We start from the raw sequence: 26917 nt of genomic DNA on the forward strand, positions 1-26917 counted from the left end.
TATACCTATGCTGCTAATCTCCAGTATGCAAATTTGCAGTGGCAGATATTCTGGAAGCAGTTAGCCTGAAAATTTTAAAACTTTGTTTAAAGGTTAGAAAGTTCATTTGAAAAACCCAAACAAATTTTATGAAACAAAAAGAAACAGTATTTGTTATTCCGACTCATAGACTGAGAGATGTAGCACAGACCATCGAAAAGTATGATGAGAATTTCTGGGCAAATGGTCATGCTTTAAAAATTATCGTTTTTGACGATTCTAGCATTGCCAATCACGAGAAATATTATCCACTTTTAGAGCAGACTAAGACAGTCAATGATGTGTTTTATGTTGGGCCACAACAGAAAGAGCAATTTATTACATTTTTAAACGAAAGACTGCGCGATCGCAAGCTAGAATCACTAGTCAAAAACTTATTCCGACCTAGTTATGGCGGAAATCGCAACTTCACACTCATGTATACCCTTGGACATTTAATGGTTAGTGCAGATGACGATATGCGTCCAGATGCATTAATTGAAACTAGCCCAGAATCTTTATCTGGTGATGAAATATGCCGAGGAAAATTAATTAAATCTAATCAACAAGGTGGCTTCGTTCATAAATCTTTTGACTTACTCACGGCTTTTGGTGATGTTTTAGGTCAAAAAGCCAGTCATGTACCAGAAAACTTCGAGGCTGGAGAATTGGTACTTGATACAGCAATGGATTTAGAAACCAATACAACTAAAGGTTACTTTCGAGAAAACAGCCTTTTATTACAACAGGGGAGAGTCTTGAATAATGCGATCGTTAAGATTGCCCAAACTTTTCGCACAGGAACTAATGATATTGATACCCTTGATTTTATTCACATGTATCTCAATGATGAAAACCAAATTAGTCCCAATGACCTAAATGATTTTTATATTCTTACCAATTTTCGACCCGTGATTACTAACAAAAACTGGCGAATGGATTGTGGAGTCGCTGGATATGATAATCAGCTAGGTTTACCACCCTTTTTTCCAACTCGGCTCAGATTTGAGGATTATATCTACAGGATTTGGATACAGCAAGAAGGGATTGCAGCTGCACACGTTGATGCTGTCCAAAACCATATTAGAAATAACTATATGCGTAATCCTCTAGCTAGCGAACTATTTAATGAAGAAATATGTAGCTTGCTGAAAAAGAAGATTAAAAACAGTGTTTATCATCTTGACGATTTGGGAATCAAGTTTGATTACTCAGGCGAAGTCACTTTACAAGATTCTGAGGAAATCTTGGAAAAAATCTCTGCTATCCACAAGCAGGTAGTCAAAGCCTCAATCTCTACCCAGAATGAAGAACGTAAACTGTCACTTCAATTATTTGCTGAGAATTTATCGAGAGTATTTTATGGATTTGAACCAGACTTTTTTCAGCAAAATGTTTCCAGAATTATCGATGATGTTATTAGCCAATTTCACGGCTCTCTAGAAATATGGCCAACTCTAGTAGAAATCTGTTACTTTTATAAAGACAAAAAAGACCTACCACAAATCAGGGTTAAAAACAAGAAGGTAAAGTCTAGAAATGGCACAAAATCGAGCGAAATTCTTGTATAAATGTGACCTTTGGCAAACAAGCCATCATTCATCCAGTAAAGTTTTCTGAAACCCTTTCTTTTTGAAGATGTGCCTATAGAACTTAAGCCAGATCCCCGGCTTCTTCAAGAAGTCGGGGATCTAATTTTTCACGAATGATTTAGGATTGCTATATGTGCTAGTTAAGTAACTATGTATGCAAACGCTAATTATTGATAACTATGACTCTTATACATTTAATCTTTACCAGATGATTGCCGAGGTAAATGGGGAACTACCTCTAGTAATTTATAACGATCGCCTTAACTGGGATGAATTGAAAGAAATTGCATTTGACAACATTGTGATTTCACCTGGCCCCGGTCGTCCAGAAAGGTCAGAAGATTTTGGAGTCTGCCGACAGATAATTGAGAATGTGGATGTGCCCTTGCTGGGAGTTTGTTTGGGGCATCAAGGACTTGGCTACCTATATGGTGGCAGAGTAATTCATGCACCGGAAGTTCGACACGGCAGACTCAGTAAAATTTATCATAATAATTCAGAATTATTTCAAGGTATTCCTAATCAGTTTTCTGTGGTGCGTTATCATTCATTATTAGTTGCTGATGAACTACCTGAATGTTTAGAAAAAATTGCTTGGACTGAAGAAGGATTGGTGATGGGATTGCGTCATCGGCATTTACCTTTTTGGGGTGTGCAGTTTCACCCAGAGTCTATCTGTACAGAATATGGGCAAAGATTATTAGAAAACTTTCGAGATATTACGCAGCAATTTACAGAGAAATCGTCAATAAGTCCAGAAAAACAGTATCGGATTCGATATGGATCTGTTACTCCTACTGTAGATAAACCCTGCCTTCGCGCAGCGTCTCGTAGAGAAGAACAGAAAGAAAAATTTGAATTGTATACGCGCAAGTTAGATATCTGCCCAAATACAGAACAAATATTTGTGCAGTTGTTTGAGAATGCCTCCAATGCTTTTTGGTTAGATAGCAGCCGTGTGGAATTTGGTCTATCTCGCTTTTCATTTATGGGTGATGGAAGCGGGGTTAACAGTCTATTGGTACGATATAATACCGAAACGCAAGAAATCATCGTCACCCAGTCAGATACCGTAACTCGTCACACCGAAAGTATTTTTGAGTATTTGAAGCGAGAAATAGACTGTCGATCTTGTCAATCTGATGAGTTACCTTTTGATTTTAACTGTGGATTTGTGGGCTATTTTGGCTATGAACTTAAGGCGGAGTGTGGATCGTCATTGGTGCATTCTTCATCATTACCTGATGCAATTTTCTTACTTGCCGATCGCATGATTGCGATCGATCATCAAGAACAGTGTATTTATTTGCTGCAATTAATCAAAAAAGGACAAACAGAGCAGGTAGAAACTTGGTTTGATACTATTCAACAACAACTCGAAACTCTAGATCCTCTTTTTTCTCTTGTACCCCAAGACACTTATCAGCCAGTTAAGTTCCGTTTGAGTCGCACTTACCAAAATTACATTCAAGATATTCAGCAATGCTTAGACGAAATTCACGAAGGGGAAACTTATCAAGTTTGCCTGACTAATCAGCTGCATACCGATGCAACCCCCGATCCATTGACGTTCTATCGCACATTACGTAAAATCAATCCGGCTCCTTATTCTGCATTTTTACGCTTTGGTGAAATTGCGATCGCCTGCTCATCTCCAGAAAGGTTTTTACGGATCGATCGCCAAGGTTGGGTAGAAACTAAACCCATCAAGGGAACCCTACCACGAGGAGAAACCCCCGAAGCCGATTTCGTCCTCCGTGAGAAGCTACGCAACAGCGAAAAAGACCGAGCTGAAAATCTGATGATTGTCGATCTGTTACGCAATGATTTAGGACGAGTTTGTGAAGTTGGTAGCATCCACGTCCCAAAATTAATGGATGTGGAAACATACTCAACAGTACATCAGTTGGTAACAACGATACGCGGGCGATTACGTTCGGATTTACAAGCGGTGGATTGCGTGCAAGCTGCATTTCCCGGAGGATCGATGACTGGTGCGCCGAAAATCCGCACCATGCAAATTATCGATCGCTTAGAACAAGAGGCGCGGGGAATCTATTCAGGTGCGATCGGCTTTTTGGGGTTGAATGGTTCAGCCGATTTAAATATTGTGATTCGGACTGCTGTTTTGACTCCCAGTCAAACCTCCATTGGTATTGGTGGCGGAATTATAGCCCTTTCTGAGCCAGAGATGGAGTTTCAGGAAACGCTGCTTAAAGCCAAAGCCTTAATCGACGCTCTGCTTCTGACGATGCACGGAACATCTGAACCAGAAATGTATCCCATTTTGGGATTAGAAGCAACAACTGCCGATAGTTATGAAAAATTATCTGCCTAAATTAGGGGCTTAATCAAGCATTGAGATGTCTTTGGGGTCGCTATCCCAACACAAAACTGGCTACTATTAAAGATTATTTGCCGTTGGTAAAGATTTTTGATACTGATTTTCAAACTGTAAAGACGCGTTAGTGCAGCTGTAAGAAGTAAAATTTTGTGTCTTTACTAAAGATTTGAGGCTTAACTGAACAGTATTGATTTATCTGACTTCAGCAGGTTGGAGGTTCAAAATAATTAATAATCAATAATTACTAATTTGTCATCAAAACCTCATATATAAATACACTTTCTTGATTGAGGAATGAATTTAAAGACAAAAAGTAACTACCGCAGATCGGGATTAAAAACAAGAAGCTAAAGCCCATAAATAGCACAAAATCGAGCGAACTTACCCGATCAACTCAACCTTTGGCAAATGGCTTATTTGCCAAACGTGACGATTCCTTATCTGTAAAAAATTTCTTAGATATATAGCTTAATTAACAACAATCTGATAAGATTCCGAACAAGTAGAATAATCACTTATTCTCTTTTTCTTGAACCAACTGATTTTGGCTATTTTTTGGGAAAGGAAAATAAAAATGTCTCATCTATTGTGGAAAACTCTGGTACTAAGTCCAGTAGTTTTGGGAGTGACGGTGTTGGTTTCCGCTAAGGCTATAGCTGCTGCCGAAGTAGCAAGTTCTTCTGAAGATACAAAGCCAATAGCTGCTAGTGCTTCATCAATATTCATTCAAACAGAGCAACCAAAAGTTAATCAGCAATTGCTTGCCCAAAAGGCTGATGAAAATAAGGTTTTAGAAGAGGTTAATCGCTACAACAACGAAGGCAAGAACCAGAATTCATTGTCTCAAGTCACATCAGTTTCTCAATTTTCTGATGTACAACCGACTGATTGGGCATTCCAAGCTTTGCAATCCTTGGTTGAGCGCTACGGTTGTATTGCTGGATACCCAAATTCTACTTACCGAGGCAATCGGGCACTGACTCGTTATGAGTTTGCCGCAGGTTTGAATGCTTGTTTAGATCGAGTTAATGAACTAATTGCCACAGCAACAGCTGACTTGGTGACAAAACAGGATTTGGCGACTCTCCAGCGTTTGCAGGAGGAATTCTCAGCAGAACTGGCAACTCTACGCGGTCGAGTAGATTCTCTAGAAGCACGGACTGCGGAACTTGAAGCTAATCAGTTTTCCACTACCACAAAATTGGTGGGTGAAGCTATTTTTGCTGTTAGTGATATTTTTGGCAATAACACTGGCGATGCGAATAATACTGTCTTCCAAGATCGGGTACGTTTAGACTTGCAAACCAGCTTCACGGGTAAAGACGTTTTACACACCCGTCTTGCAGCCGGTAATGCACTATCCTTTACACAAGTAGGAAATGATGGTGTTGGAATCAATACTTCTGAAGGTATACAAACTTTTCAAATCGGCGCCACTGGTAACAACAGTGTGATTATCGACTGGCTGGCGTATTACGTACCCATAGGTCCAGCCCAAGTCTACTTTGCGGGCACCGGAGGTATTCATAGCGATTATGTTGCCACTAATAACCCTTACTTTGAAGACTATGATGGCGGTAATGGTGCTTTGTCTACCTTTGCTTCTGAAAGTCCGATTTATCGCATTGGTGGCGGTGCAGGTGCGGCACTGACTTTACCCTTTGGTAAGGGTGGCAGTTTTTTCAAACCAAGTTCGCTGACTATCGGCTACTTGGCATCAAATGCTGCTAATTCCGTGGCAAATCAAGGTTTATTAGAGGGTAACTATGCAGCCTTGGGACAATTGAACTTTAGTGTTGGCGATCGCTTATCTATAGCTGCTACCTACGTTCACGGTTATCATGGTGCTGGAAGTGGTAATTTATTCGATCTAGGTGGTGGTTTGGGTAGTACTATCCGCGTTGTAGGTACTAATCAAGCTAACACCCTAACTACCTTAAACGGATCTTCCAGTAATTCTTACGGTATAGAAGCAGCTTTTAGACCCAGCGACAAACTGTCAGTCAGTGGCTTCGTTTCTTACCACGATATCACAGGCTTTGGCGCTGGTGATGATTATCAAGCTTGGAGTTACGGTCTTGGAGTGGCCTTACCTGACCTCGGTAAAAAGGGTAACGTTTTAGGGATTTTTGCTGGTGCAGAACCTTATGCCCGTAACCGAGGCGGAGTTTTTGCTGGTACTGGTAATGATATACCTTATCACTTTGAAGGCTTTTACAAGTATCGCGTGTCAGATAATATCTCAATCACCCCTGGCGTAATCTGGTTGACCTCTCCTGGTCAAAACAGCAACAACGATGATGCAATTATCGGTACGCTGAGAACAACTTTCACCTTCTAAAGGTTTACGCAATTTGCTTTAGGGACGCATAACTATGCGTCCCTTTGAACTTCCGCCTTACGGTATTAGATTGAGGGCGTTCATAATTCATATCAGGCGTGAATTATAAATTTCAGGATTGACACAATTAGCCAAGCGATCGCCCCTTAATCCTGCGATTAAATTAGCGATCGCCATTGAAGCCATTTTTGAGCGCGTTTGACGGCTGGCGCTGCCAATATGCGGTGCAATAATTAAATTTTCTAAGGTTAACAACAGGCTATCGCTGGGAATCGGTTCGGGTTCAGTGACATCGACAGCCGCAGCCGCGATTTGACCGCTTGCAAGGGCGCGATACAGAGAATCTGGATCTACAATCGTTCCCCGCGCCGTGTTAATCAAAATAGCCGATCGCTTCATCAATTCAAATTGGCGATCGCTAATTAAATGATAAGTATCATCAGCCGATGGTGTATGCAGTGTTACGAAATCCGACTCTTGCAGTAAGTGTTCTAACGTAGCAAACTCCACACCTAAAGATTGTTCTAACTCTGGGCTGCATCGTTGCCTACTCGTATACAATATCTGCATTTCAAACCCTTTGGCACGACGAGCAACTGCTTGTCCAATCCGCCCAAAACCAACAATCCCCAAGGTAGCGCCCGTAACATTTGGCCCCAATAACAAATCTGGTTCCCAAGTCTGCCACAAACCTGCACGAGTAAATCGATCTGCCTCCACTATTCGCCGTGCAGCTGCCATTAGTAATGCCCAGGCGAAATCTGCGGTAGCATCAGTTAACACCCCAGGAGTATTACCGACGGGAATTTTTCGTGCCGTAGCGGCGGCAATATCAATGTTATCGTAACCCACCGCCATTTGACTGATGACTTTGAGTTTCCCAGACTCGATGAGTTGGCGATCGATTTGGTCAGTCAGCAGACATAATAAACCATCTATTTCCTTAACTTTTTCTAGTAAAATTTCGTAGGGAGGGGGTTGACGTTCTGGCCAAACTTCCACCATCGCGAGCGATCGCAGTTGCTCTAATTCGATGGGTAGGCGACGAGTGACGAAGACTTTAGCTTGAAGCATAATTCTTGAACCTTTTATCTCCTCAAAGAGATATATTACTGGTTCATTTTGTCTTTGCTTAGTCTACCCTGAATATAGATGTTTATCCGTGGTGCTGTAGTACCAATTTATGACTAACTCAACTCCAATGGATGACGAGAAAAAGCTCCCCAAGAAGAAAGGTAAGTCGCTTCCTCCCAAGCTGATTATCTGGGTAGGAAAGTTTGTTTGGACGACTATGTGGCAGATAATGATGTCAAATCTTGCTCCTCGCAATCAGTCGGGAGCATATATTCGTCCTAATAGCCAGTTTCGCAAGTTCATCGGTACAGAATCAGGGAATCCACACCCACCAGCAACGGGGCGCTACAAACTCTATGTTGGGCTGGGCTGTCCTTGGGCGCATCGAACTTTGGTTGTGCGATCGCTCAAAAAACTCGAAGCGGTAATATCAGTATGTATCGTCTCTCCTTCGCCCATTGAAGGCGGTTGGATATTCAACGATGAAGTTGAAGGTTGTCGCACACTGGCTGAATTTTATCAAAAGGCAGAACCGGGCTACAGTGGACGCTCTACAGTACCAGTATTATGGGATAACCAAACAAAAGCGATCGTCAATAATGAGAGTTCAGAGATTATCGTCATGCTGAACTCTGAGTTTAACGAATTTGCCGACAATCCGACGCTAAATCTTTACCCAGAAGAACTTAAAGAGAAAATTGACTGGTGGAATGAAAAGATTTATCACACAGTAAATAACGGTGTATATCGCTGTGGCTTTGCCCAAAGTCAAGAAGCATACAATCAAGCCTGTAATGAACTGTTCGCAACTCTTGATGAGATTGAGATTGCATTGCAGACTAATCGCTATCTCTGCGGTGAACATCTGACACTTGCAGATGTGCGGTTATTTACGACATTATTTCGGTTTGATAGTGCCTACTATGGGCTGTTTAAATGCAATCGGCAGCGAATTCGAGACTATCAGAATCTCGGAGCTTATCTACGTGACTTGTATCAGCTTCCGGGTGTGGCTGATACTTGTGACGTAGAAAGCGTGAAGCGGGACTACTACGGAAACCTATTCCCACTCAACCCCGGCGGAATTATTCCCAATGGCCCTGATATGTCTTATCTTAATCAACCACACGATCGCGATCGCATTGGCAAGGTAAATGCTTCATGAACCAGATTAATCGAGTTGCAATTGTCGGTGGAACTCATGGCAATGAGTTTACAGGAGCCTACCTAATCCAGAAATTTGCTCAGTTTCCCGATTTAATTACTAGACCGAGTTTTGAGACAGTCACCCTGTTAGCAAATCCCAATGCTTTTGCCACCGGGAGACGATATGTTGAGAAAGATTTAAATCGCTGTTTTCTCAAGCAAGATTTAGAAGATCCAACTCTAAATAGTTACGAAGATTTGCAAGCTAAATTAATTCAGGATACCTTAGTATCAAATAAGGATAAACAAGCAGATTTCATTTTAGACTTGCACAGCAGTACAGCTAATATGGGTCTGACAATTATTCTTGATAACAGTCATCCTTTAAATTTAAAATTGGCTGCTTATCTAAGCAAAATTAATCCTTTAGTTAAGGTTTATCGCTGTTCTTTTAAATCAATTGCAGAAAACCCATTTGTAAATTCTCTGTGCGAATTAGGCTTTGCATTCGAGGTTGGCCCAATTGCCCAAGGAGTTTTAAAAGCAACACTGTTCCAACAAACAGAGGAACTTGTTTGCGCCCTTCTGGACTACCTAGAACAGTTTAACCAGGATAAAATTCCATCAAATAATGAAACCTTGATTCTCTATGACCATTTATCAGTTGTAGACTACCCAAAAAAACCGGATGGTACAATCTTTGGAATGATTCATCCAGAGCTTCAAGATAAGGATTATCAAGCTTTGAACCCAGGAGATCCAATTTTTATAACTTTTGACGATAAAACAATTGTTTATGAGGGAGGATCTACTGTTTGGCCAATTTTTATTAATGAGGCAGCTTACTACGAAAAGGGAATTGCCATGTGTTTAACCCAGAGGCAGCAAATCAACATCTAAGATGTGGATAAAGTTTTTGGATAATTGCTTTTGATCGAAGCGATGATAAAAATTGAAGATCAAAATTATTAATAACTTCATATATCTAGCGCAATTACTAAAAATTATTTATGTAAGTATATATATCTTAGTTATAATATATTAACGATCGGTAATTAAGGATCGGGGTAAAAAGTTGTCAAAAGGTTTGATAAAATCGATATCAAAGGAGCGTTGAGAAACTATTATCTAATTCATCGGTAATATTTTTTAGAAAAGCAAATATAAATCTAACCCACTAATCTAGGCAATGTCTATGAAATACTGCTTTGAAAGTAACTCTTTGTTTTAAAAAGGAGGAAATGCAAACATTCAGGCTTGAGGTTTATTCTAAACTCAGCCCTGAGTTGAACTATGGAACTTTACTGAGAAAATTTAAATTTAACAATATAATTTACGCTTTAAAGTCTAAATACTTGAACTCATAATGAAAATTAAGCAAAAAAGAAACAAACCAATAGCCAGTCTTTCTTTAGATTTAGATAATATTTGGTCTTATTTAAAAAATCAGGGCGCTCCGGGTTGGCAGACTTATCCTTCTTACTTGGATATCGCAGTACCTCGTTTCTTAGATATTCTCAAGCAATGGGATTTGACAATCACAGTATTCATTGTCGGTCAGGATGCAGCCCTAGAAAAGAATACTAAAGCAATACAAGCGATCGCTAGCGCCGGTCACGAAGTTGGTAACCATTCATTCTATCACGATCCTTGGCTACATCTGTATTCAGAGAATGAAATTGAAGAAGAGGTGGCACTTGCCGAAGAACATATCAAGCGCGTCACTCATCAGCATCCTATTGGCTTCCGGGGGCCAGGATACAGTTTTTCTCCAGCAGTATTGAAAGTTTTAGCACGACGGGGATACGAATATGATGCTTCGACTTTTCCTACATTTTTGGGGCCCATAGCACGAGCATATTATTTAATAACTTGTAAATTGAGCAAGGAAGAACGTAAAAAACGGGAAGCGCTGTTTGGCGGTTTTAAAGAGGGTTTGCAGCCTCTAAAACCTTACCAGTGGAAACTAGATAAGGATAAACTGACTGAGATTCCTGTTACTACCATGCCAATTTTTAAAGTGCCAATTCACTTCAGTTACATAATGTTTCTGAGTACATTTTCTTCGGAAGTGGCGTTACTCTACCTGCGAATTGCTCTGTGGCTGTGTAAAGTTACACGCGTCCAGCCTTCTTTGCTACTTCATCCTACAGACTTTGTAAGTCAAGAAGATGTACCAGAACTCTCATTCTTTCCTGGTATGAGTGTTCCTACTTACAAAAAGCTGGCAATAGTGAACAAAAGTTTAGAAATGATATCCAGTCAATTTAATGTTTTGACTGTTGGACAACACGCTAAATTTGCAGCCAATGCGCCGAAACTAACTATATTAGTGCCTCAAAAGAGGTAAAAATATCATCTATGCGATTATATTAAAAGAATTCAGAACTCAGAAGTCAGAATTCAGTTGTCGTAGGGATGCAGCATTGCTCATTGGTGTCAACTTTAGCTAAAAGCTAGTTTTAGGCTTTGGCCCTAAGTTGCAATGAGTATTGCTGTGCCCCTACCACATGGTATATTTACCTGAAAATAGCATCTATTGCATAACAAAATCTAATGCACTCAGAGTTAGCGCACCAGTAACAGTTGCAAATAGACCGCCACTACCAAAACCAGCCGCACTGCCATTTTGGTTATAAAATAACTCTCCACGAAAAGCATCGTAAATAATTTTCGCCGTGCTAGTTTCCCCATTAGAAATGATTTGAAAATCACTCTTGTTACTAAAACCTGTTCCAGCAGTTGAAGCGATTGCACTAAAGGTAGTTTTATCTAGGACAATCCGATCGCCTTGGGAATTGTTAAAGTCACTAATGGCATCTACATCAACAGCAGTCAGGCCAAAAACTGGATCAGTGTTGTAAACAAAAGAGTCGGCGCCAGCACCACCGACAAGAGTATCATTGCCAGCACCACCGACGAAAGTATCATTGCCATCACCGCTTCGCAATAGATCGTTACCACTCAAGCCATAGATAATGTCATTACCTCCTTGAGCATTAATCACATCGTTGGAGTTTTCAAAACCTGTGATGTTGTTATTCAGGTCATTGAGGAATGTGACTGTGTTTTTGTTAAACAAGCTAGTTTGAGTAGAGTTGGCATTGAAGACATCAAAGCTGTCGGTGATGTTGGTTTGCCCATCAAATAGGATATTGCCAATCGCAGGTGTTGCTCCAGAAGCAGGCAGATTATCGAGGCTTTCTAATTTGAAGTTTTGCAGAGTGACTTTGGTAGATGCCACATTTTCAAAGGTAACTTCTAAGTTGTTAGCATTTTGAGTTAATTGCAGATTTTGGGCAGTTAAACCCGAACCTGTAAATTGCAAGGTGTCTAAGGAGGCGATCGCTGCTGCTGTTGGATTTGTACCTTTACCAACGCCACCAAAATCGGTGATGGTGTCATTACCATCGCCAGGGCGAAATACAAATGTATCTTGACGGCTGTTGCCCGTCAAGGTATTATCACCAGGAGTTAACGTCTTATTAAGGAAATCATCACTGTTTATATTCGTTCCCCCAAACACCACATAGCTTTGCCCAGCACCAGAGTTGCCGTTGGCGTCGGCACCATCTGCCCCAATAATCAGGTCGTCAATGCCATCGTTGTTGATGTCCCCCGCATTGCTAACTGAGCCGCCTGAAGAGTCATATGCTGCAATGCCGTTAATTATAAAGCCATTAGTGCCATTCAGGTCAGGGTTAAGGGTGCCGCTACTACCCAGATTCGTCCCCCCAAACACTACATAGCTTTGCCCAGCACCAGAGTTGCCGTTGGCGATGGCATTAGATTCTCCAATAATCAGGTCGTCAACGCCATCGTTGTTGATGTCCCCCGCTTTGCTGAGTGAGTAGTATGGAAACTGAATATTAGCTTGAATTAAAAAGCCATTAGTGCCATCCAAAGAAGAGAGGTTGAGGATGCCGCCTCTACCCAGATTCGTTCCTCCAAACACCACATAACTTTTCGCAGCATCCTCAGCCACACCACCTTCTGCCCCAATAATCAAGTCGTCAATGCCATCATTGTTGATGTCTCCTGCATTGCTGACTGAGTTACCTAATCCGGCAATATCAGAAAAGCCGTTAATTAAAAAGCCATTAGTGCCATCCAAAGAAGAGAGGTTGAAGGTGCCGCCACTGCCCAGATTCGTCCCCCCAAACACTACATAACTTTTCCCAGCACCAGAATTAGCCTCGGAGTAGCCATTTTCTGCTGCCCCAATAATCAGGTCGTCAACGCCATCACCATTGATGTCCCCCGCATTGCTGACTGAGTTGCCTAAAACGTCACCTGCTGCAATGCCGTTAATCAAAAAGCCATTAGTGCCATCCAAAGAAGAGAGGTTGAAGGTACCGCCACTGCCGAGATTCGTTCCCCCAAACACTACATAGCTTTGCCCAACAATATATTCGCCGTTGCGGTTGGCACGACTTGCGCCAATAATCAGGTCCTCAACGCCATCGTTGTTGATGTCTCCCGCATTGCTGACTGAGTTGCCTAAAACGTCACCTGCTGCAATGCCGTTAATCAAAAAGCCATTAGTGCCATCCAAAGAAGAGAGGTTGAAGGTGCCGCCACTGCCCAGATTCGTCCCCCCAAAAACTACATAGCTTTGCCCAGCATTATCAATGCTGTTGGGGTCGGCACGATATGCTCCAATAATCAGGTCGTCAATGCCATCGTTGTTGATGTCGCCCGCATTGCTGACTGAGAAACCTGAGAAGTCATCTGCTGCAATGCCGTTAATTATAAAGCCATTAGTGCCATCTAAAGAAGAGAGGTTGAGGGTGCCGCCACTACCCAGATTCGTCCCCCCAAAAACTACATAGCTTTGCCCAGCACTTTGTTTGCCGTTGGGGTCGGCACCACCTGCCCCAATAATCAGGTCGTCAATACCATCACCGTTGATGTCCCCCGCATTGCTGACTGAGAAACCTGATGCGTCTTCTCCTGCAATGCCGTTAATGAAAAAGCCATTACTGCCATTCAAATCAGAGAGGTTGAGGCTACCGCCACTTCCCACATTGGTTCGCCCAAACACTACATAGCTTTGCCCAGCAGCAACGATACCGTTGGGTTCGGCAGAAGGTGCCCCAATAATCAGGTCGTCAATACCATCACCGTTGATGTCCCCCGCATTGCTGACTGAGAAACCTGATGCGTCTTCTCCTGCAATGCCGTTAATGAAAAAGCCATTACTGCCATTCAAATCAGAGAGGTTGAGGCTACCGCCACTTCCCACATTGGTTCGCCCAAACACTACATAGCTTTGCCCAGCAGCAACGATACCGTTGGGTTCGGCAGAAGGTGCCCCAATAATCAGGTCGTCAATACCATCACCGTTGATGTCCCCCGCATTGCTGACTGAGGAGCCTAGCTGGTCATCTGCTGTAATGCCGTTAATTATAAAGCCATTAGTGCCATTCAGGTCAGAGAGGTTAAGCAGGTTGAATGATGAATTAGCCATGATTTTCTCCTGTGTTTATTTGTTGTTAGTCAAGGAGTGGGCTTTAAAATTCTACGCTTGAAGTTCCATGTTCTAAGTAGAGGGGTATAGATGTATGCCCCGACACTTGCACAACAAAATCTGATGTGGTGAGACTGGGCGCACTATTAAAAACTGCAAATTGACCGCTACTTCCACAACCAGGTAGGCTTTGGGTTTGTAGAATAATCGCTCATTAATTTGTACAGTGCGTCAGTCCTAGTAATATCCAGCAGCTCAAGCACAGTGAGATTCTCAGGAATTTTACTGAACCAGTAGAACATTAAATTTTACTAATATATACATAAATATTGTCAGGATACTAAATATGTCAGATATGCCGCTTCAGTGCAAAAATTTAAAAGAGCAGGTTGAATCTATATTACAACTATTACAACAAGAACCAACGCTACGTTCCCAAGATATTACACCTGTACGAACTTCTTTAAGTAAAGCGATTTCTCCTAAGTTTGAAATTGTATTTGCGGGTGCGTTTAGTGCTGGAAAATCAATGCTAATCAATGCACTCTTAGAAAGGGAATTACTCTACAGTGCAGAGGGACACGCTACAGGTACAGAATGCAAAATCGAGTATGCAGAAGTAGATAAAGAACGTGTTGTTTTGACGTTTTTAAGTGAAGCAGAAATTCGAGAACAAGCAGTTTCTTTGTGTCAGCAACTAGGATTTAAAACAGTAGCTAATATCAACCAAGCTGAGGTAATTAACTTGCTACGTCAAGGTTCTGAAGCGATTATTCAACACGAAGGTGGTGAGAGTCAATCAGAACGTGCAAAACAGGCGAAGGCGTTAATGTTGTTGCTAGAGGGATATATCGCAAATAGCGATCGCATCAGCACGGTAACTAATGCTACATATTCAATGGAGCAATTTAACTTTTCCAATCTCAAGGAAGCTGCTGGATATGCGCGTCGTGGTAGTAATAGTGCCGTATTGAAGCGGATAGAATATTACTGTAATCATCCTTTACTACAAGATGGCAATGTCATTATTGACACACCTGGCATCGATGCGCCAGTAGAGAAAGACGCTCAACTAACTTATGCCAAAATTCAACATCCTGATACTTCGGCGGTGGTGTGTGTGCTAAAACCTGCTTCGGCGGGTGAGATGACAAAAGAAGAAACAGAACTTTTAGAATTAATGCGAGAGAATGGGGGAGTACGCGATCGCGTTTTCTATGTCTTCAACCGGATCGATGAAACTTGGTATAATACTCAGCTACGGCAACGATTAGACGATTTAATTAGTGGGCAATTTGCCAATTTTAGGAAGGTTTATAAAACCAGTGGATTATTAGGATTTTATGGCAGTCAGATTAAACAAACAAGTCCACAAGATAGATTTGGTTTAGATTCTGTTTTTGCAGAAAGTATTAAAGGTTTAGATGGTAAAGAAGAAACTCCACAATTTGTCTATGCGTTTAACAACTACTGTGTCAATTCAGGAAAGTTATCTTCCAGTAAATTCCGTGTTTCTGTGAACGGCTTTGAAACTCCAAATCAAAATTATGTGCGGATTCTGGGAGATTGGGGAAATGAATTGATTGAAAAGCTAATTCAAGATAGTGGAACTGAAGAATTTCGCACAGCTATTACTCGTTATCTTACCGAAGAAAAGCGTCCCCAATTATTTAAAAATCTTGCTGATGATTTGGAAGATGTTTGTATTAAGCTCAAAAAACATTATCAGAGTGTCCAACGCGATTTAGATAGTCAGCCCCAAGAAATTGAGACGATGAAGGCGCAAGAGTTGCAACACCTAAATCAACAACTACAACAAATTGGGAGAGAATTTAGCGAGCATATCAAAGAAGAAGTTAACCATGTAATTAATAATTCTTGTGATGCTTTTGAAGCAGATTTTAAGCAATTGCAATCACGAATGATTCGCCGCTTAGATGAATTGCTAGATACTTTTTCGGTAGCTTCTGCTTATCAACGTGCAACCATCAGCCATCCTCGCAATGCTACTGCACCTTTAATTGCTATTTTAGTAGAGGCATTTTATTACTTAGCAAATCAATTAGAAGATATTTTGGTTGAATCTTCTCAGCAAATAGTTGCAAATTATTTTCAGCGGTTGATTGAAAAGATTCGCAAGTCAGAATATTATCGCCAACTATATCGTTTATTAGATAATGATGGTGGTATTGAACAAGAGATCAGAATTTTAGAAAAAGGAGTTGCTCAAGCATTATTTAGTGCAGCTAGTGTGGAGTGCGATCGCTTTGTACGAGAAAGTCCTAGATTTTACGATGAAGGCACTTTTTCTATATATCAATTTCGCCAAACTTTATCACAAACTTCTCAAGGTTATGACGCTGAAAGTATCGTGGAAGCAGAACCAGCCATTAGGCAATTGTTGAAGTTAGATTTTGAACCAAAAGTTTCCCAAACTATTCGCAAATCTTTCCGTCAAACCATTAATCAAACCCTGAAAAGTCAGTTATTGCCAATGGCAGAACAGCAAGCAGATGAAATTTTGCAACAATACCCACAGGCACGTGCTTATTTAGAGAAAATATTAGAACAAGAAGCCGAAGAAAAAATTGCAAATAATCGCCGCTTGTTGAATATTGTTGAAGAAAATATTGCAGGATATAATTCGGCAGTTTCTAATATTAATAGTTGTTTACAGGCGATGCAATTATACGATCGTCTTTTGCCTGTCATTGGTGATTCATTTGCTACTGATGCTAAGTTCGCTAATAATGGATTTGTGATTTCAGATATGGTACAAAAGGTTTAATTTTATAGCAAGGGACTGGGGACGACTGGGTGAAAAGCCTTTTTGTGTCTAAGTTTTATCGTCTGTTGATGTCCTAACCACCAAGGCTTGTGCTATACATATCGCAATCCTATTTAATTTTTGAAAATTCGCGGTATCCAGATCCCCGGCTTCGTAAAAGTTGTCGGGGATCTAACTTTTTAGAATCCTAATCCCCAACAAAATAGTTATGAATATCAAGCGTCGGGAATTTCTTACAACCTGTGGGCTGGCTACGTTAGCCACTCAAATACCAACACTTACCGCCCAAGGTAAGCCATCTCTAAACACCATCCGCAAGCCGTCCCGCCTACAACCTGGCGATACCGTAGGATTGATTTCGCCTGCGGGTATCGTTGACGCTAAAGACATTGAAGCCGCACAGAAATCAATTTCACAGTTAGGGTTAAAAGTCAAGCTGGGGAAGCATATTTTAGATCGTTACGGCTATTTAGCGGGTAAAGACAGCGATCGCGCCCAGGATGTAAACTTGATGTTTAGCGATCGCACCATCAAAGCAATTATTCCTATGCGTGGTGGTTGGGGCTGCAATCGCATTTTACCTTTACTCAATTACTCGCTAATCCGCTCCCATCCAAAAATTATCATCGGGTATAGCGATATTACAACGTTGTTGTTGGCAATTAATGCCCGTAGTCAAATGGTTACTTTTCATGGGCCAGTTGCTACGTCTACCTGGAATCAATTTACAGTCGATTACTTCAAGCGCATCCTATTTAATGGTGAAGCGGTGACTATGCAAAATCTCAACCCTAGCGAAGTGCGGCTGGAGATAATCGCACCGGGAAAGGCGAGGGGTAAACTGGTGGGTGGAAACTTGTCAGTTCTATCAGCGATGGTAGGTTCACCTTACCTACCTACTTGGAACAAAAGCATTCTCTTTGTCGAAGAAGTTGACGAGGATGTTTATCGTATAGATAGGATGCTGACGCAATTAAAAACTGCTGGGATACTTAATCAAATTGCTGGCTTTATCTTTGGGCAATGCACTAAATGTAGTCTTGGAGATGAACCGTCATTTACATTAATGCAAGTATTGCAACAACACATACTTCCTTTAGGTATTCCTGCTTGGTACGGTTCAATGATTGGTCATATTAAGGATAAATTTACCTTGCCAATCGGTGTGGAAGTAGAAATAAATGCCGAACTTGGGACAATACGAATGTTAGAGGCAGCTGTTAGCCTTGTGTGAATGAGGCAGGAGGTTGGAATAAAAAATAGTGGCTCACATTTTATCTAAATTGCAAGCCACTAAATTGGAGATTTTGGTGTTCTTGACTATCTGTGCAAAAACCTGAAAACTCTTTCGCTCCCTTGCAGTCTTAATGATAAGTCTTTAACCGGACATGATATTACTTATGACGACCAAACCATTTAGAAGCGATCGCTCCTAAAGCTGCTCCAACCATTGGATTACTGAGAAACTTAAGAATTGCTGGTTGTTCAGCCATCACTTCGTGGAAGATGTCAGGATGGCTATGATATGTGAAAGATGCCACCTTGCTGAGATCATCTGCACTTATGTGGTTAGGGTTGTGGGTAGAAAGCCCCAAATCTCGCTCCAGATGGCGCTCGTCTAGACCTCTTTGCTTTAAGTGTTTGAAAAATGCCCGTGCAACATCATCACGCTCATTAGGCTTAATCTGAGCGATCGCCTTTTGGAGTTCTGGCTCCAGTTGGCTTGGTGGAATGCTGTTATGGTTGAAAGATTGACTAAACAATTGCCGACGTTGATCGTGAGATGAGCGCTGGGCAAAATCATCAAAATTTTGGTATTCCTGAGTTGGGTCAGATGAAACATCATCTAAAGACTCTGTATTACCATGAGCCAACTCGTTGAGAATTTCGCGTTTATACTTGTCACTGCTGCTCATTTTAAATGTCTCCTTTTTTTACTTGCAATCAACTAAATTAACTCAGATTTTCTCCAAAAAATGAGTCCCTATTTATACTCAACTTGCTGAGATTGCATATCATACTGAGCCGTCAAAATCAGTTTTTTGTCTGGTGCATACATCAAAACTTTTAAGTCTTGATTGGGGAAATTTTTGTGAAAACCTTGGAGTAAGGATTTTGCTAATGGTCGGACTTCGGTCGGACGAACTTGAGGCGCAATCACAACACCTAACTTATTGTTGTCACGTACATAAGCATCTTGGACAATTCCTTTGGCTGTGCTGACAACCCAGTTCCCAAAATCTTGACCCTGTACACTGTTACCGCGTGACAACAAGGCATAGTCGGCACTATAACTAGTTCCAGACGGTAATTGAGTTGGTTGTTTAGCTTGAACAGTACCACTACAGGCGGCAGTCGTTGTTAGTACTAATACCAAGGCTAAAGCTGTTAAAACCCGACGAAACTGTTGAATTATTTTCAATTTAACCACCTCATCTAAACTAATGACTCTTTTGGAATATCAATCTTGTGAAAGTAATTTTGAGTAGAAGTAGATAGAAAATCCACTCCTACTAACTCAAAAACAATGACCTTTGTAGTTTAAGTAGGTTAACAAGTGGTGGGGGTTTAAATTGCATAGCTTCTATCAAGCAGGGCGAATAGAACGCCTAAATCTAAATCCCCGTCACAAAAGGTAATTGCGTTAGCGACGTAGGAGCGTCATTGCGTTAGCGTAGCGGGGCGAAGCCCATTGCGAATTGTTTTAACCTCGGTCAATTTTATTCTCTATTCGAGTTCCATCAGTATCAACATCTAATTCTTCGCGTCGAATGGTTTCTTGAGCTTCAACGGTTTCTTTGTCTACAACTTTCTGCACTTTGACTTCTTCGCGCAAAAAAGCTTCCTTTCGGATGTCTGGAACTTCTTCATAGAGGTCTATATGCGCTACCTCGCCCTCGGAAAAGTCAGTCGCTTCAGCAGACACAACTTTGCCTGTGTCTTGAGAAGTCACTCGCTCAATCACGACTCGCTCTTTTTCCACCGGAACAGCAACTCTTGCAGTTTCGGTTTCAACATGCTTATTAATCGATACTTCTCCACTTTTTCGGCGCTGTTTATTAGCAACTAACCTTTCTTGGTAAAGTTTGAAGGTTTGGTCTTCGTGAGCGCTAACATCATACAGATCCGCGTCGTCTGCGTAGGTGTAGCTGTCAGGACTGGGAGTAGTGCGGCCAACTGTCGATCCAAGCGTAGCTGAACTTTCTACAGACGGTGTGCGATATCTTCCACGCACCTGTTCTTCATAGTCGTAGTCAAGGGTTGTATGCTCTTGATATTCAGGTAAATTTTCCGCTTGCTCTCTTGTTATACCAACGACATATACACGGTTTGCTGTAGAGTCAATACGCGATTTACCTACTGGTAGTAAGATTTTCTTGCCAAAAATCCAAAAGCCTATGTCAACAATTAAATAGCGGAACGCTCCTTGGTCATCTAGTACAGCATCATTTACTGTGCCAATCTTCTCATCAGTTCCTTGAACATACACACCCATTCCTTTGATGTCGTTACCTTCAAGAGTATTACGGTAGTCTTGATCAAATTCACTTATTTTTTGAAGTGGCATTATTTTATTCCCGAAACTATTGCTGTGTCTTTTTATAAATTACACAATTTAGTTTAAATACATCTTCTCTCCGAAGATTGACTTAAATTATCTGGATATTTAATCAATCGAAGTAATTAAATATATTTTCATAGCCCATAAGTATGATATAAAACAACATTTTAGTATTAAGTATTAGTAATTATAAAAATAATTTAAACTAACTTTTGTAAATAATGTGACTAGTTTCTAGCATTTATGTGACTAGTTTCTAGCAGTAAATTTCAAAACTAAAATTAGCTAAATCAATACATACTATCAAACCTGGCTAGTTTGATATATTTATTAACACCTTACACTTAAATCAAATATCCTCACATTATTAAAGATTTATTTGCTTAAGTTGTAATACTTGCTCCATCCCTCTTCTATAAGACAAAATCTATGCCAAAAGATTGATGAGAAGGAAATTTAAAAATGCCTAAATATTATTAAAGTCCTAACAAATTTGCAAATCAATATTTAGCTGTGCCGCTAAGGATTAAGAAATCTAGTTGCAAAGCAAGTGTTGCAAAAATTGATAATAATAAAGTGTAAACTTTAAAACTGCTCTCATTGCAGAAAATCAGGAGATAATTATGGACACAGAGTTACAGCAAGATCAGTACGTCGATACTGCCTCCCAAAACCAGATAAAAGCACTTAAAGGTTCAGAGTCTGGAAACCTGGCAATGTTGCCGCCCGCCTCGGAAAATGAAGAACAATGGCAAAAAATTGGTAGGCAGATTTCTATATTTTTGGCAAAAATACCTGAGTACATAGGTAGCTTCTACCAAGAATACAAATTGCTGATTATCAGCTTTGCGTTGCTTGTGATAACAGTTACGGCGCTAAGAATTTTTCTAGCGGTACTCAACGCCATAAATGATATTCCCCTAGTTTCTCCATTTCTCCAATTAATTGGACTTGGTTACACAATTTGGTTTACTTCCCGCTATTTGCTCAAAAATTCGACTCGGCAAGAACTAGCAGAAGAAATTCGCTTGCTTAAAAAACAAATTCTAGGCAGAGAAGAATCAGAGACTTTAAGCTAACTAAAGTATCGTGGCGGATACAGTGTATCTGAACTTTTGGTCAAGTAAAAAGCTAAATTTTGCTTGACCATTGTATAAAACTGTAGGCTCTTATACCATATCAGCTAAATTAGCCGGAAAAGAAAATGTATGATCGAGACAAATAGATTAGCTTCGCTGACAACAACAGTATTTCTTTCAACATTGCTAACAATCCCTCTGCTTTCTAGCTGCGGCGGAGGTTCCCAAAATGCTACGCAACCTCCAATTGACGATACTGTTGGGAGAAATTTAAATAATCGCGCCCCCGTAAATCAACCCCAAGCTAAAAGGGGATTAAGTACAGGGCAGAAAGTGGCAATCTTGGCAGGAGCTGCTGGACTTTACTACCTTTACAATCAGCGAAAGAATGCCCAAGGAGCGGGAGCGCAGGGGAAACACTACCTTTCTAAGAATGGGCGTGTTTATTATCGAGATGCTCAAAATCGCCCTGTCTGGGTAACACCGCCACAAGAGGGCATTCGTGTTCCAGAGGAGGAGGCACAACAATACCGGGACTTTCAAGGATATAACAACAGTCCCACAGGGCGAGACTTAAGGGGTTTGGGTGCAGGTACTGTTCCGACAAATTAATTTTTCTACAGATTATAAATAGATGGCGTTTAACCGTCATCCTATTTTTTAATAGAAACTTTTTTTGGATTTAAAGTTAATAATACTCATAAGTATAATATTAAGTATTATTATACTTTTTCACAAAAGTTTCTTTTAAAATTTTATACGAGTATATAGAGCTCTTATTTAATTGTTGAAAAGATTTTGACCTCTAATTTTTGTACAACAGGGTTTTGAGTCTCAGGATGCTTTCACAATTCAAACCGGAGTTTTATATACTAATAGTTATACTTTTATCAAAGGAAGAGTAACCTTTGATAGATGATTTTGAAAAAAAATAACAATTACTATATTGAAAGTAATTACTTTACCGTTGATAGTTTAGTGAAATCGCAGTTTAGGAGTCAAAAATGAATATATTAGAAAAAATTTTCGGTGGCGGTGAGGTTCCAGAAAATGACTACCGCAATTTTGTCAACCGCTATGAGCAAGGTTTACCTCATGAAGGATACTCAGATGAAGAAGTTTTAAACCGTTATCAGCAAGTATCTAGACAGTTACCTCCAGACCTTTATCAGGAATCTGCACAAGAAGCCTTTAGTCGGATGTCACCACAAGAGCGGATGCAGTTTGGTCGCTCTCTTCAACAGCAGACGCGCTCTTCAAACTTGAATTTTCCCGATCTAAACCAAGATGGTATAGACGATCGCTTTCAAGACCCAAATTATCTTGCTCAAACGACAGGCCGGGTTCACCAGCAACAACCAGATATACTCAGTCAAATTATGAGTGGTGCTGTGGGGAGCTTTACAGGTGGTCAAGGTGGTAACATTATGAGCAATCCATTAGCGAAGGGAGCGATGGCTGGTATCGCTGCCCTAGCTATGAAAAAGTTGATGCAAGGAGGCAACCAAGGAAATTACGGGCAGTATGGTAACGTCCGTCCAGCTAGCCAAGACCCCTACGGCGATCCGGCGGATTACGGACAGTATGGTAACGTCCGTCCAGCTAGCCAAGACCCCTACGGCGATCCGGCGGATTACAGGCAGTATGGTAACGTCCGCCCAGCTAGCGAAGACCCGTATGGAGATCCGGCTGACCAACAGTACCGTTAGTAACCTTAAGCAGCAAAGCTGCAATTCGTAATTACAATCAGTGAAAGCTTGAACTCATCACTGATAATTATGGTCAAGTAAAAATCAAATTTTTTTACTTGACCACTTTTTATTAGATTGGTATCACCTAGTAGAAAATCTTTTGCATTGTTAGCGATCGTTTAAAGCGACTCAAAGCGGCTGAGAGTTATATTCTAGCAAGGTCAATTAGAAGAAACTCAGGCTTTATTTATTTCATCATTGTAAATTACCTACGTGAGCAGCAAATTGGTAGTAGGAAAATGAAACACTTAGCAAAAACATTATATAGTAAACTTCTGCATCTATTTCACCAGGTTATAGGAATTACTATTTCCCGTAATCCAAATCAAAAAGAAACTAACGTTGCTCTTGATGAAGAATTTTTAGAAGACCCAACGACTCAATCATCAAAGCAAATTACTCTTCAAGACAGAGTTAATAAATCTGAGCAAAACTTAGAATTAAATTACCAGGATTCAGCAAAACCTCGGCAATTAAAAAAAGCTTCTTTATTTCCTGATAGTAAGACTAATGTTGCTGCATTGTCGCTAGTTTTGTATGGAGTTGCCGAAGTATTATCTCAAAAAATGAATCTGTCATGGAAAGGTCAAGTAAATAATACTTTTAGTTATGAAAGAGAAGCTGAAACTGGAAAAGGAAAAATCTTTTACTATGTGACAGATAATCCCGAAACTCCACAACCAGAAACACTCGCAGAAGAGGCAGCTTTAGTTGTTATAAACGAATTCGATCCAAGGGCGTGTGCTATTCACCTGATTTACTGTGCCTTAGTAGCTAGCCTAGATAAACCTTGGTCAGGCAATTTTGTAATTGATGACAAGCAACTACTTGAATATACAGGGCTTGTGAAACGCAGGGATTTATGCAAGCATGAAAAATTGAGTATTTTGTACTCCTTGCTACGGCAACCTGCCCAAGTACTAGCTTGTATTGCATCGCCTAAACAGGGTAAAGCTGGAGCTTTTACTGTTGCTGATTTAAAGATTTGGGACATCAGCATAATACGAGATTTTGAAACAGATAAAACTGGCAATAACAAACTAGTGGGTTTAAAGGTGATAGGTCAAGCTGGAGTATGGACAAAATACTTCCTCAATAAATCTAAATATCACTACCACACTGGAATTATTACCAAGAAAACCGTACAGAAACTATTTAGTATTGGTAAACAAAATGCTGGCGCGGCTAGAATGCTAGTTTGGCTAACCTTCCAAATCAAATCGGAATTCCAAGATTGTGTAATGGGCAAGACTCTGATGGAGATTGCTTACGGTGCAGACAAAGTGTCAACGGCAGAGCAAGACAGACAGCTTAGACGGCAAATGGCTGATGATTTGGAAACTGACTTGAAAGTTGTCAAAGAAGCTGGATGGCAAGCAGAACTCGAAACAGGCCCAGCTTGGTTAACAAGCAGCAAAACTGCTAAAAGACCTATAGGTTACTGGAATCAAATACTCAATTCTAGATGGCGTTTTCATTTACCAGCAGAAGTACAGGAACGCTTGACTGTGGACTCGAATCAGCTGAGTGCAAACAATATCCAGCCTCTATCAGGTAATGTCATTAGAGGAGCGAGAAAAGCAAAAGGCTGGTCTAGAGCATTTTTCGCTACAACGATGGAGAAAAGCGTTTCCTGGGTTGATGCAGTCGAGACGGGTACACGTCAGGTTTCTCAAAAGGACTTGCCTAAGTTGCTCAATACATTGGAACTACACCTTAACAGGTATTGATTTCAACTAAACTTTTCTTGTTTCTCTGAGGTAATTATTGCTACGTATTATTACTCGTTGCAACTGTGTCGGGAGAAACGTTAAGTTTTTCCATGACGTGAAAAGTTAGTGTTTATCTAAGGTTTCGGCAAAAGGCAGTATTCGTCATGCTTCCTGCCTCTGTTGTTAATATTTTGATAGACAGTATGCATTTCTCCTCGCTATGTTACGCCTAACAGAAGTAAAGCTCCCGCTCGATCATCCTGAAGATGAGATCAAGACTGCCATCCTGAAAAAGCTGCAAATCACGGACGAAGATTTGATTAGCTATTCCATCTTCAAGCGTAGCTACGATGCCCGTAAGAAAGGAGAGATTACCCTTGTTTATATTTTGGATGTAGAAACGACTCAGGAAACTCATCTACTCAAGCGCCTGAAAAAAGATCCTCATGTGACGATCGCGCCAGACATGAGTTATCGCCCAGTGGCACAAGCACCAAGCAATTTGACGATTCGCCCCATCGTGATTGGTACTGGGCCTTGTGGCTTATTTGCGGGTTTGATGCTGGCGCAAATGGGCTTTCGTCCGATCGTTTTAGAACGTGGCAAACAAGTTCGCGATCGCACTGCTGATACTTTTGGCTTTTGGAAGAAAAAATCAGACTTCAACCCCGAATCTAATGCCCAGTTTGGCGAAGGTGGCGCGGGTACATTCTCCGATGGCAAACTCTACAGTCAAGTCAAAGATCCTCAGCATTATGGACGCAAGGTACTAACCGAACTCGTCAATGCGGGAGCCTCACCAGAAATTCTTTATATCAACAAACCGCACATCGGCACTTTCAAACTGGTGGGAATCGTCCAAAGTATGCGTGCCAAAATCGAATCCCTCGGTGGTGAAATTCGCTTTCAAAGCCTAGTGGAAGATATCAACATCGAAAATGGACAGGTGCGTGGAGTCACCCTCGCCAGTGGGGAATATATCGCCAGCGATTATGTGGTTCTGGCGGTAGGTCATAGCGCCCGTGATACCTTCCAAATGCTATTTAATCGTGGAGTTTACATAGAGCCGAAACCATTTTCTATCGGCTTTCGAGTCGAACATCCCCAGTATCTCATTGACCAATGTCGTTTCGGCGCTCAAGCTGGTCATAAGCTTTTAGGTGCTGCTGATTACAAACTGGTTCACCACTGCCAAAATGGTCGTTCCGTCTATAGTTTTTGTATGTGTCCGGGGGGCTTGGTGGTTGCAGCTACATCAGAACCGGGGCGAGTCGTCACCAATGGGATGAGCCAATACTCTCGCAATGAACGCAATGCCAATAGTGCGATCGTTGTCGGCATCACCCCCGAAGATTATCCGGGGAACGCTTTGGCAGGAATTGACTTTCAACGGCGCTTGGAAGAACGAGCATTTGAATTGGGCGGTGGAACTTATGAAGCTCCAGGGCAGTTGGTGGGAGACTTTCTCAACCATCGCCCCTCTACAGCATTTGGCACAGTTAAACCGTCTTATACACCTGGGGTACATTTGGGTGATTTGAGTGAGAGTTTACCAGATTATGCGATCGCAGCCATTCGTGAAGCACTTCCCGCTTTTGACAAACAAATTAAAGGATTTGCAATGGACGATGCCGTGTTGACTGGGGTGGAAACCCGCACGTCATCACCGATTCGGATTAAACGCAAAGAGGATTATCAAAGTTTAAATACCGTCGGTCTTTATCCAGCTGGTGAAGGCGCGGGATATGCAGGGGGAATTCTCTCGGCTGGTATCGATGGTATTAAAGTGGCGGAGGCGGTAGCTTTAAGTATTTTGAAAAATTGCAATTAGTAAAATCTAAAATAGTGAATGCGATGCCTACGGTGGTAAACTACTCAGTCTCAGCATCCGATTTTGAGTTGAAAGGAAGTTTCTAAATGAAGTTGTATTGCAGGTACTATTACAACAATTAACAACTTAATTTCAGTCGAACTTTATCCAGCAAATAGACATATACCTGCTTCTACAACTAATTGGCTTACTGAGTAGACCTCTTGGCA

The 26917-nt window shown here is 41.1% G+C and carries 18 protein-coding genes; 13 read left to right on the forward strand and 5 right to left on the reverse strand.

The window, feature by feature from the left end; all coding sequences use genetic code 11:
* The first annotated feature begins 128 nt into the window (after positions 1 to 128).
* The 3 genes from RMX89_RS12540 to RMX89_RS12550 all read left to right on the forward strand — a co-directional run bounded on the left by RMX89_RS12540 (position 129) and on the right by RMX89_RS12550 (position 6295).
* Positions 129 to 1589 carry a hypothetical protein gene (locus tag RMX89_RS12540; protein ID WP_322689162.1) on the forward strand — a complete coding sequence of 487 codons (1461 nt, stop codon included), beginning with the start codon at positions 129 to 131 and terminating at the stop codon, positions 1587 to 1589.
* A gap of 175 nt (positions 1590 to 1764) precedes the next feature.
* Entirely contained in the window at positions 1765 to 3948 is a 2184-nt protein-coding gene (gene pabB / locus RMX89_RS12545; protein WP_322689163.1) for an aminodeoxychorismate synthase component I, read from the forward strand.
* Between the two features lie 580 nt (positions 3949 to 4528).
* Positions 4529 to 6295 carry an iron uptake porin gene (locus RMX89_RS12550; RefSeq protein WP_322689164.1) on the forward strand — a complete coding sequence of 589 codons (1767 nt, stop codon included), beginning with the start codon at positions 4529 to 4531 and terminating at the stop codon, positions 6293 to 6295.
* An 87-nt stretch (positions 6296 to 6382) separates the two neighbouring features.
* Here the strand turns inward: RMX89_RS12550 and RMX89_RS12555 are convergent, their stop codons facing one another.
* Positions 6383 to 7369, reverse strand: a complete 987-nt coding sequence (locus RMX89_RS12555; protein WP_322689165.1) for a D-glycerate dehydrogenase — start codon at positions 7367 to 7369, stop codon at positions 6383 to 6385.
* Between the two features lie 109 nt (positions 7370 to 7478).
* On the opposite strand from RMX89_RS12555, the gene RMX89_RS12560 reads away from it, so the two are divergent.
* From RMX89_RS12560 to RMX89_RS12570, 3 genes are all read left to right on the forward strand, one after another.
* The gene (locus RMX89_RS12560) at positions 7479 to 8534 is read left to right on the forward strand and encodes a glutathione S-transferase family protein (RefSeq protein WP_322689166.1); all 1056 of its coding nucleotides are present in this window, start codon (positions 7479 to 7481) and stop codon (positions 8532 to 8534) included.
* Positions 8531 to 9415, forward strand: a complete 885-nt coding sequence (locus RMX89_RS12565; protein WP_322689167.1) for an aspartoacylase — start codon at positions 8531 to 8533, stop codon at positions 9413 to 9415. The genes RMX89_RS12560 and RMX89_RS12565 overlap by 4 nt, the downstream gene beginning before the upstream one ends.
* A gap of 466 nt (positions 9416 to 9881) precedes the next feature.
* Positions 9882 to 10865 (forward strand): polysaccharide deacetylase family protein, encoded by a 984-nt coding sequence (locus RMX89_RS12570; RefSeq protein WP_322682357.1) that lies wholly within the window; start codon positions 9882 to 9884, stop codon positions 10863 to 10865.
* A gap of 186 nt (positions 10866 to 11051) precedes the next feature.
* Here the strand turns inward: RMX89_RS12570 and RMX89_RS12575 are convergent, their stop codons facing one another.
* On the reverse strand, positions 11052 to 13985 hold the full coding sequence (locus tag RMX89_RS12575) for a hypothetical protein (RefSeq protein WP_322689168.1): 2934 nt from the start codon (positions 13983 to 13985) through the stop codon (positions 11052 to 11054).
* Positions 13986 to 14331: 346 nt separating this feature from the next.
* On the opposite strand from RMX89_RS12575, the gene RMX89_RS12580 reads away from it, so the two are divergent.
* Both RMX89_RS12580 and RMX89_RS12585 read left to right on the forward strand, forming a co-directional pair.
* Positions 14332 to 16773: a dynamin-like GTPase family protein gene (locus RMX89_RS12580; protein WP_322689169.1), complete on the forward strand. Its 2442-nt coding sequence runs from the start codon at positions 14332 to 14334 to the stop codon at positions 16771 to 16773.
* A gap of 208 nt (positions 16774 to 16981) precedes the next feature.
* Positions 16982 to 18007: an LD-carboxypeptidase gene (locus RMX89_RS12585; RefSeq protein ID WP_322689170.1), complete on the forward strand. Its 1026-nt coding sequence runs from the start codon at positions 16982 to 16984 to the stop codon at positions 18005 to 18007.
* A 160-nt stretch (positions 18008 to 18167) separates the two neighbouring features.
* Here the strand turns inward: RMX89_RS12585 and RMX89_RS12590 are convergent, their stop codons facing one another.
* From RMX89_RS12590 to RMX89_RS12600, 3 genes are all read right to left on the reverse strand, one after another.
* Positions 18168 to 18689 carry a hypothetical protein gene (locus RMX89_RS12590; protein ID WP_322675423.1) on the reverse strand — a complete coding sequence of 174 codons (522 nt, stop codon included), beginning with the start codon at positions 18687 to 18689 and terminating at the stop codon, positions 18168 to 18170.
* 68 nt (positions 18690 to 18757) lie between these two features.
* Positions 18758 to 19195 (reverse strand): hypothetical protein, encoded by a 438-nt coding sequence (locus RMX89_RS12595; RefSeq protein WP_322675422.1) that lies wholly within the window; start codon positions 19193 to 19195, stop codon positions 18758 to 18760.
* Between the two features lie 282 nt (positions 19196 to 19477).
* Entirely contained in the window at positions 19478 to 20341 is an 864-nt protein-coding gene (locus tag RMX89_RS12600; protein ID WP_322675421.1) for a DUF2382 domain-containing protein, read from the reverse strand.
* A 617-nt stretch (positions 20342 to 20958) separates the two neighbouring features.
* Here RMX89_RS12600 and RMX89_RS12605 point away from each other — a divergent pair.
* The 5 genes from RMX89_RS12605 to RMX89_RS12625 all read left to right on the forward strand — a co-directional run bounded on the left by RMX89_RS12605 (position 20959) and on the right by RMX89_RS12625 (position 26708).
* Positions 20959 to 21414 (forward strand): CAAD domain-containing protein, encoded by a 456-nt coding sequence (locus tag RMX89_RS12605; protein WP_322675420.1) that lies wholly within the window; start codon positions 20959 to 20961, stop codon positions 21412 to 21414.
* A 129-nt stretch (positions 21415 to 21543) separates the two neighbouring features.
* Positions 21544 to 22026, forward strand: coding sequence for a hypothetical protein (locus RMX89_RS12610; RefSeq protein WP_322675419.1), 483 nt, complete (start codon positions 21544 to 21546; stop codon positions 22024 to 22026).
* A gap of 392 nt (positions 22027 to 22418) precedes the next feature.
* Positions 22419 to 23123, forward strand: coding sequence for a hypothetical protein (locus RMX89_RS12615; protein WP_322689171.1), 705 nt, complete (start codon positions 22419 to 22421; stop codon positions 23121 to 23123).
* A 281-nt stretch (positions 23124 to 23404) separates the two neighbouring features.
* Positions 23405 to 24895, forward strand: a complete 1491-nt coding sequence (locus RMX89_RS12620) for a helix-turn-helix transcriptional regulator (RefSeq protein WP_322689172.1) — start codon at positions 23405 to 23407, stop codon at positions 24893 to 24895.
* A 202-nt stretch (positions 24896 to 25097) separates the two neighbouring features.
* Entirely contained in the window at positions 25098 to 26708 is a 1611-nt protein-coding gene (locus tag RMX89_RS12625; RefSeq protein WP_322689173.1) for an NAD(P)/FAD-dependent oxidoreductase, read from the forward strand.
* Positions 26709 to 26917 lie beyond the last annotated feature (209 nt).

Origin of the sequence: Nostoc sp. DedSLP04 (assembly GCF_034530775.1) — a bacterium.
Lineage (GTDB): Bacteria > Cyanobacteriota > Cyanobacteriia > Cyanobacteriales > Nostocaceae > Nostoc.

Bases quoted from the DNA above. Each gene is read 5' to 3' on its own strand.
- RMX89_RS12540 (WP_322689162.1), top strand. From the start codon at position 129: ATGAAACAAAAAGAAACAGTATTTGTTATTCCGACTCATAGACTGAGA.
- pabB (WP_322689163.1), top strand. From the start codon at position 1,765: ATGCAAACGCTAATTATTGATAACTATGACTCTTATACATTTAATCTT.
- RMX89_RS12550 (WP_322689164.1), top strand. From the start codon at position 4,529: ATGTCTCATCTATTGTGGAAAACTCTGGTACTAAGTCCAGTAGTTTTG.
- RMX89_RS12555 (WP_322689165.1), bottom strand. From the start codon at position 7,369: ATGCTTCAAGCTAAAGTCTTCGTCACTCGTCGCCTACCCATCGAATTA.
- RMX89_RS12560 (WP_322689166.1), top strand. From the start codon at position 7,479: ATGACTAACTCAACTCCAATGGATGACGAGAAAAAGCTCCCCAAGAAG.
- RMX89_RS12565 (WP_322689167.1), top strand. From the start codon at position 8,531: ATGAACCAGATTAATCGAGTTGCAATTGTCGGTGGAACTCATGGCAAT.
- RMX89_RS12570 (WP_322682357.1), top strand. From the start codon at position 9,882: ATGAAAATTAAGCAAAAAAGAAACAAACCAATAGCCAGTCTTTCTTTA.
- RMX89_RS12575 (WP_322689168.1), bottom strand. From the start codon at position 13,985: ATGGCTAATTCATCATTCAACCTGCTTAACCTCTCTGACCTGAATGGC.
- RMX89_RS12580 (WP_322689169.1), top strand. From the start codon at position 14,332: ATGTCAGATATGCCGCTTCAGTGCAAAAATTTAAAAGAGCAGGTTGAA.
- RMX89_RS12585 (WP_322689170.1), top strand. From the start codon at position 16,982: ATGAATATCAAGCGTCGGGAATTTCTTACAACCTGTGGGCTGGCTACG.
- RMX89_RS12590 (WP_322675423.1), bottom strand. From the start codon at position 18,689: ATGAGCAGCAGTGACAAGTATAAACGCGAAATTCTCAACGAGTTGGCT.
- RMX89_RS12600 (WP_322675421.1), bottom strand. From the start codon at position 20,341: ATGCCACTTCAAAAAATAAGTGAATTTGATCAAGACTACCGTAATACT.
- RMX89_RS12605 (WP_322675420.1), top strand. From the start codon at position 20,959: ATGGACACAGAGTTACAGCAAGATCAGTACGTCGATACTGCCTCCCAA.
- RMX89_RS12610 (WP_322675419.1), top strand. From the start codon at position 21,544: ATGATCGAGACAAATAGATTAGCTTCGCTGACAACAACAGTATTTCTT.
- RMX89_RS12615 (WP_322689171.1), top strand. From the start codon at position 22,419: ATGAATATATTAGAAAAAATTTTCGGTGGCGGTGAGGTTCCAGAAAAT.
- RMX89_RS12620 (WP_322689172.1), top strand. From the start codon at position 23,405: ATGAAACACTTAGCAAAAACATTATATAGTAAACTTCTGCATCTATTT.
- RMX89_RS12625 (WP_322689173.1), top strand. From the start codon at position 25,098: ATGTTACGCCTAACAGAAGTAAAGCTCCCGCTCGATCATCCTGAAGAT.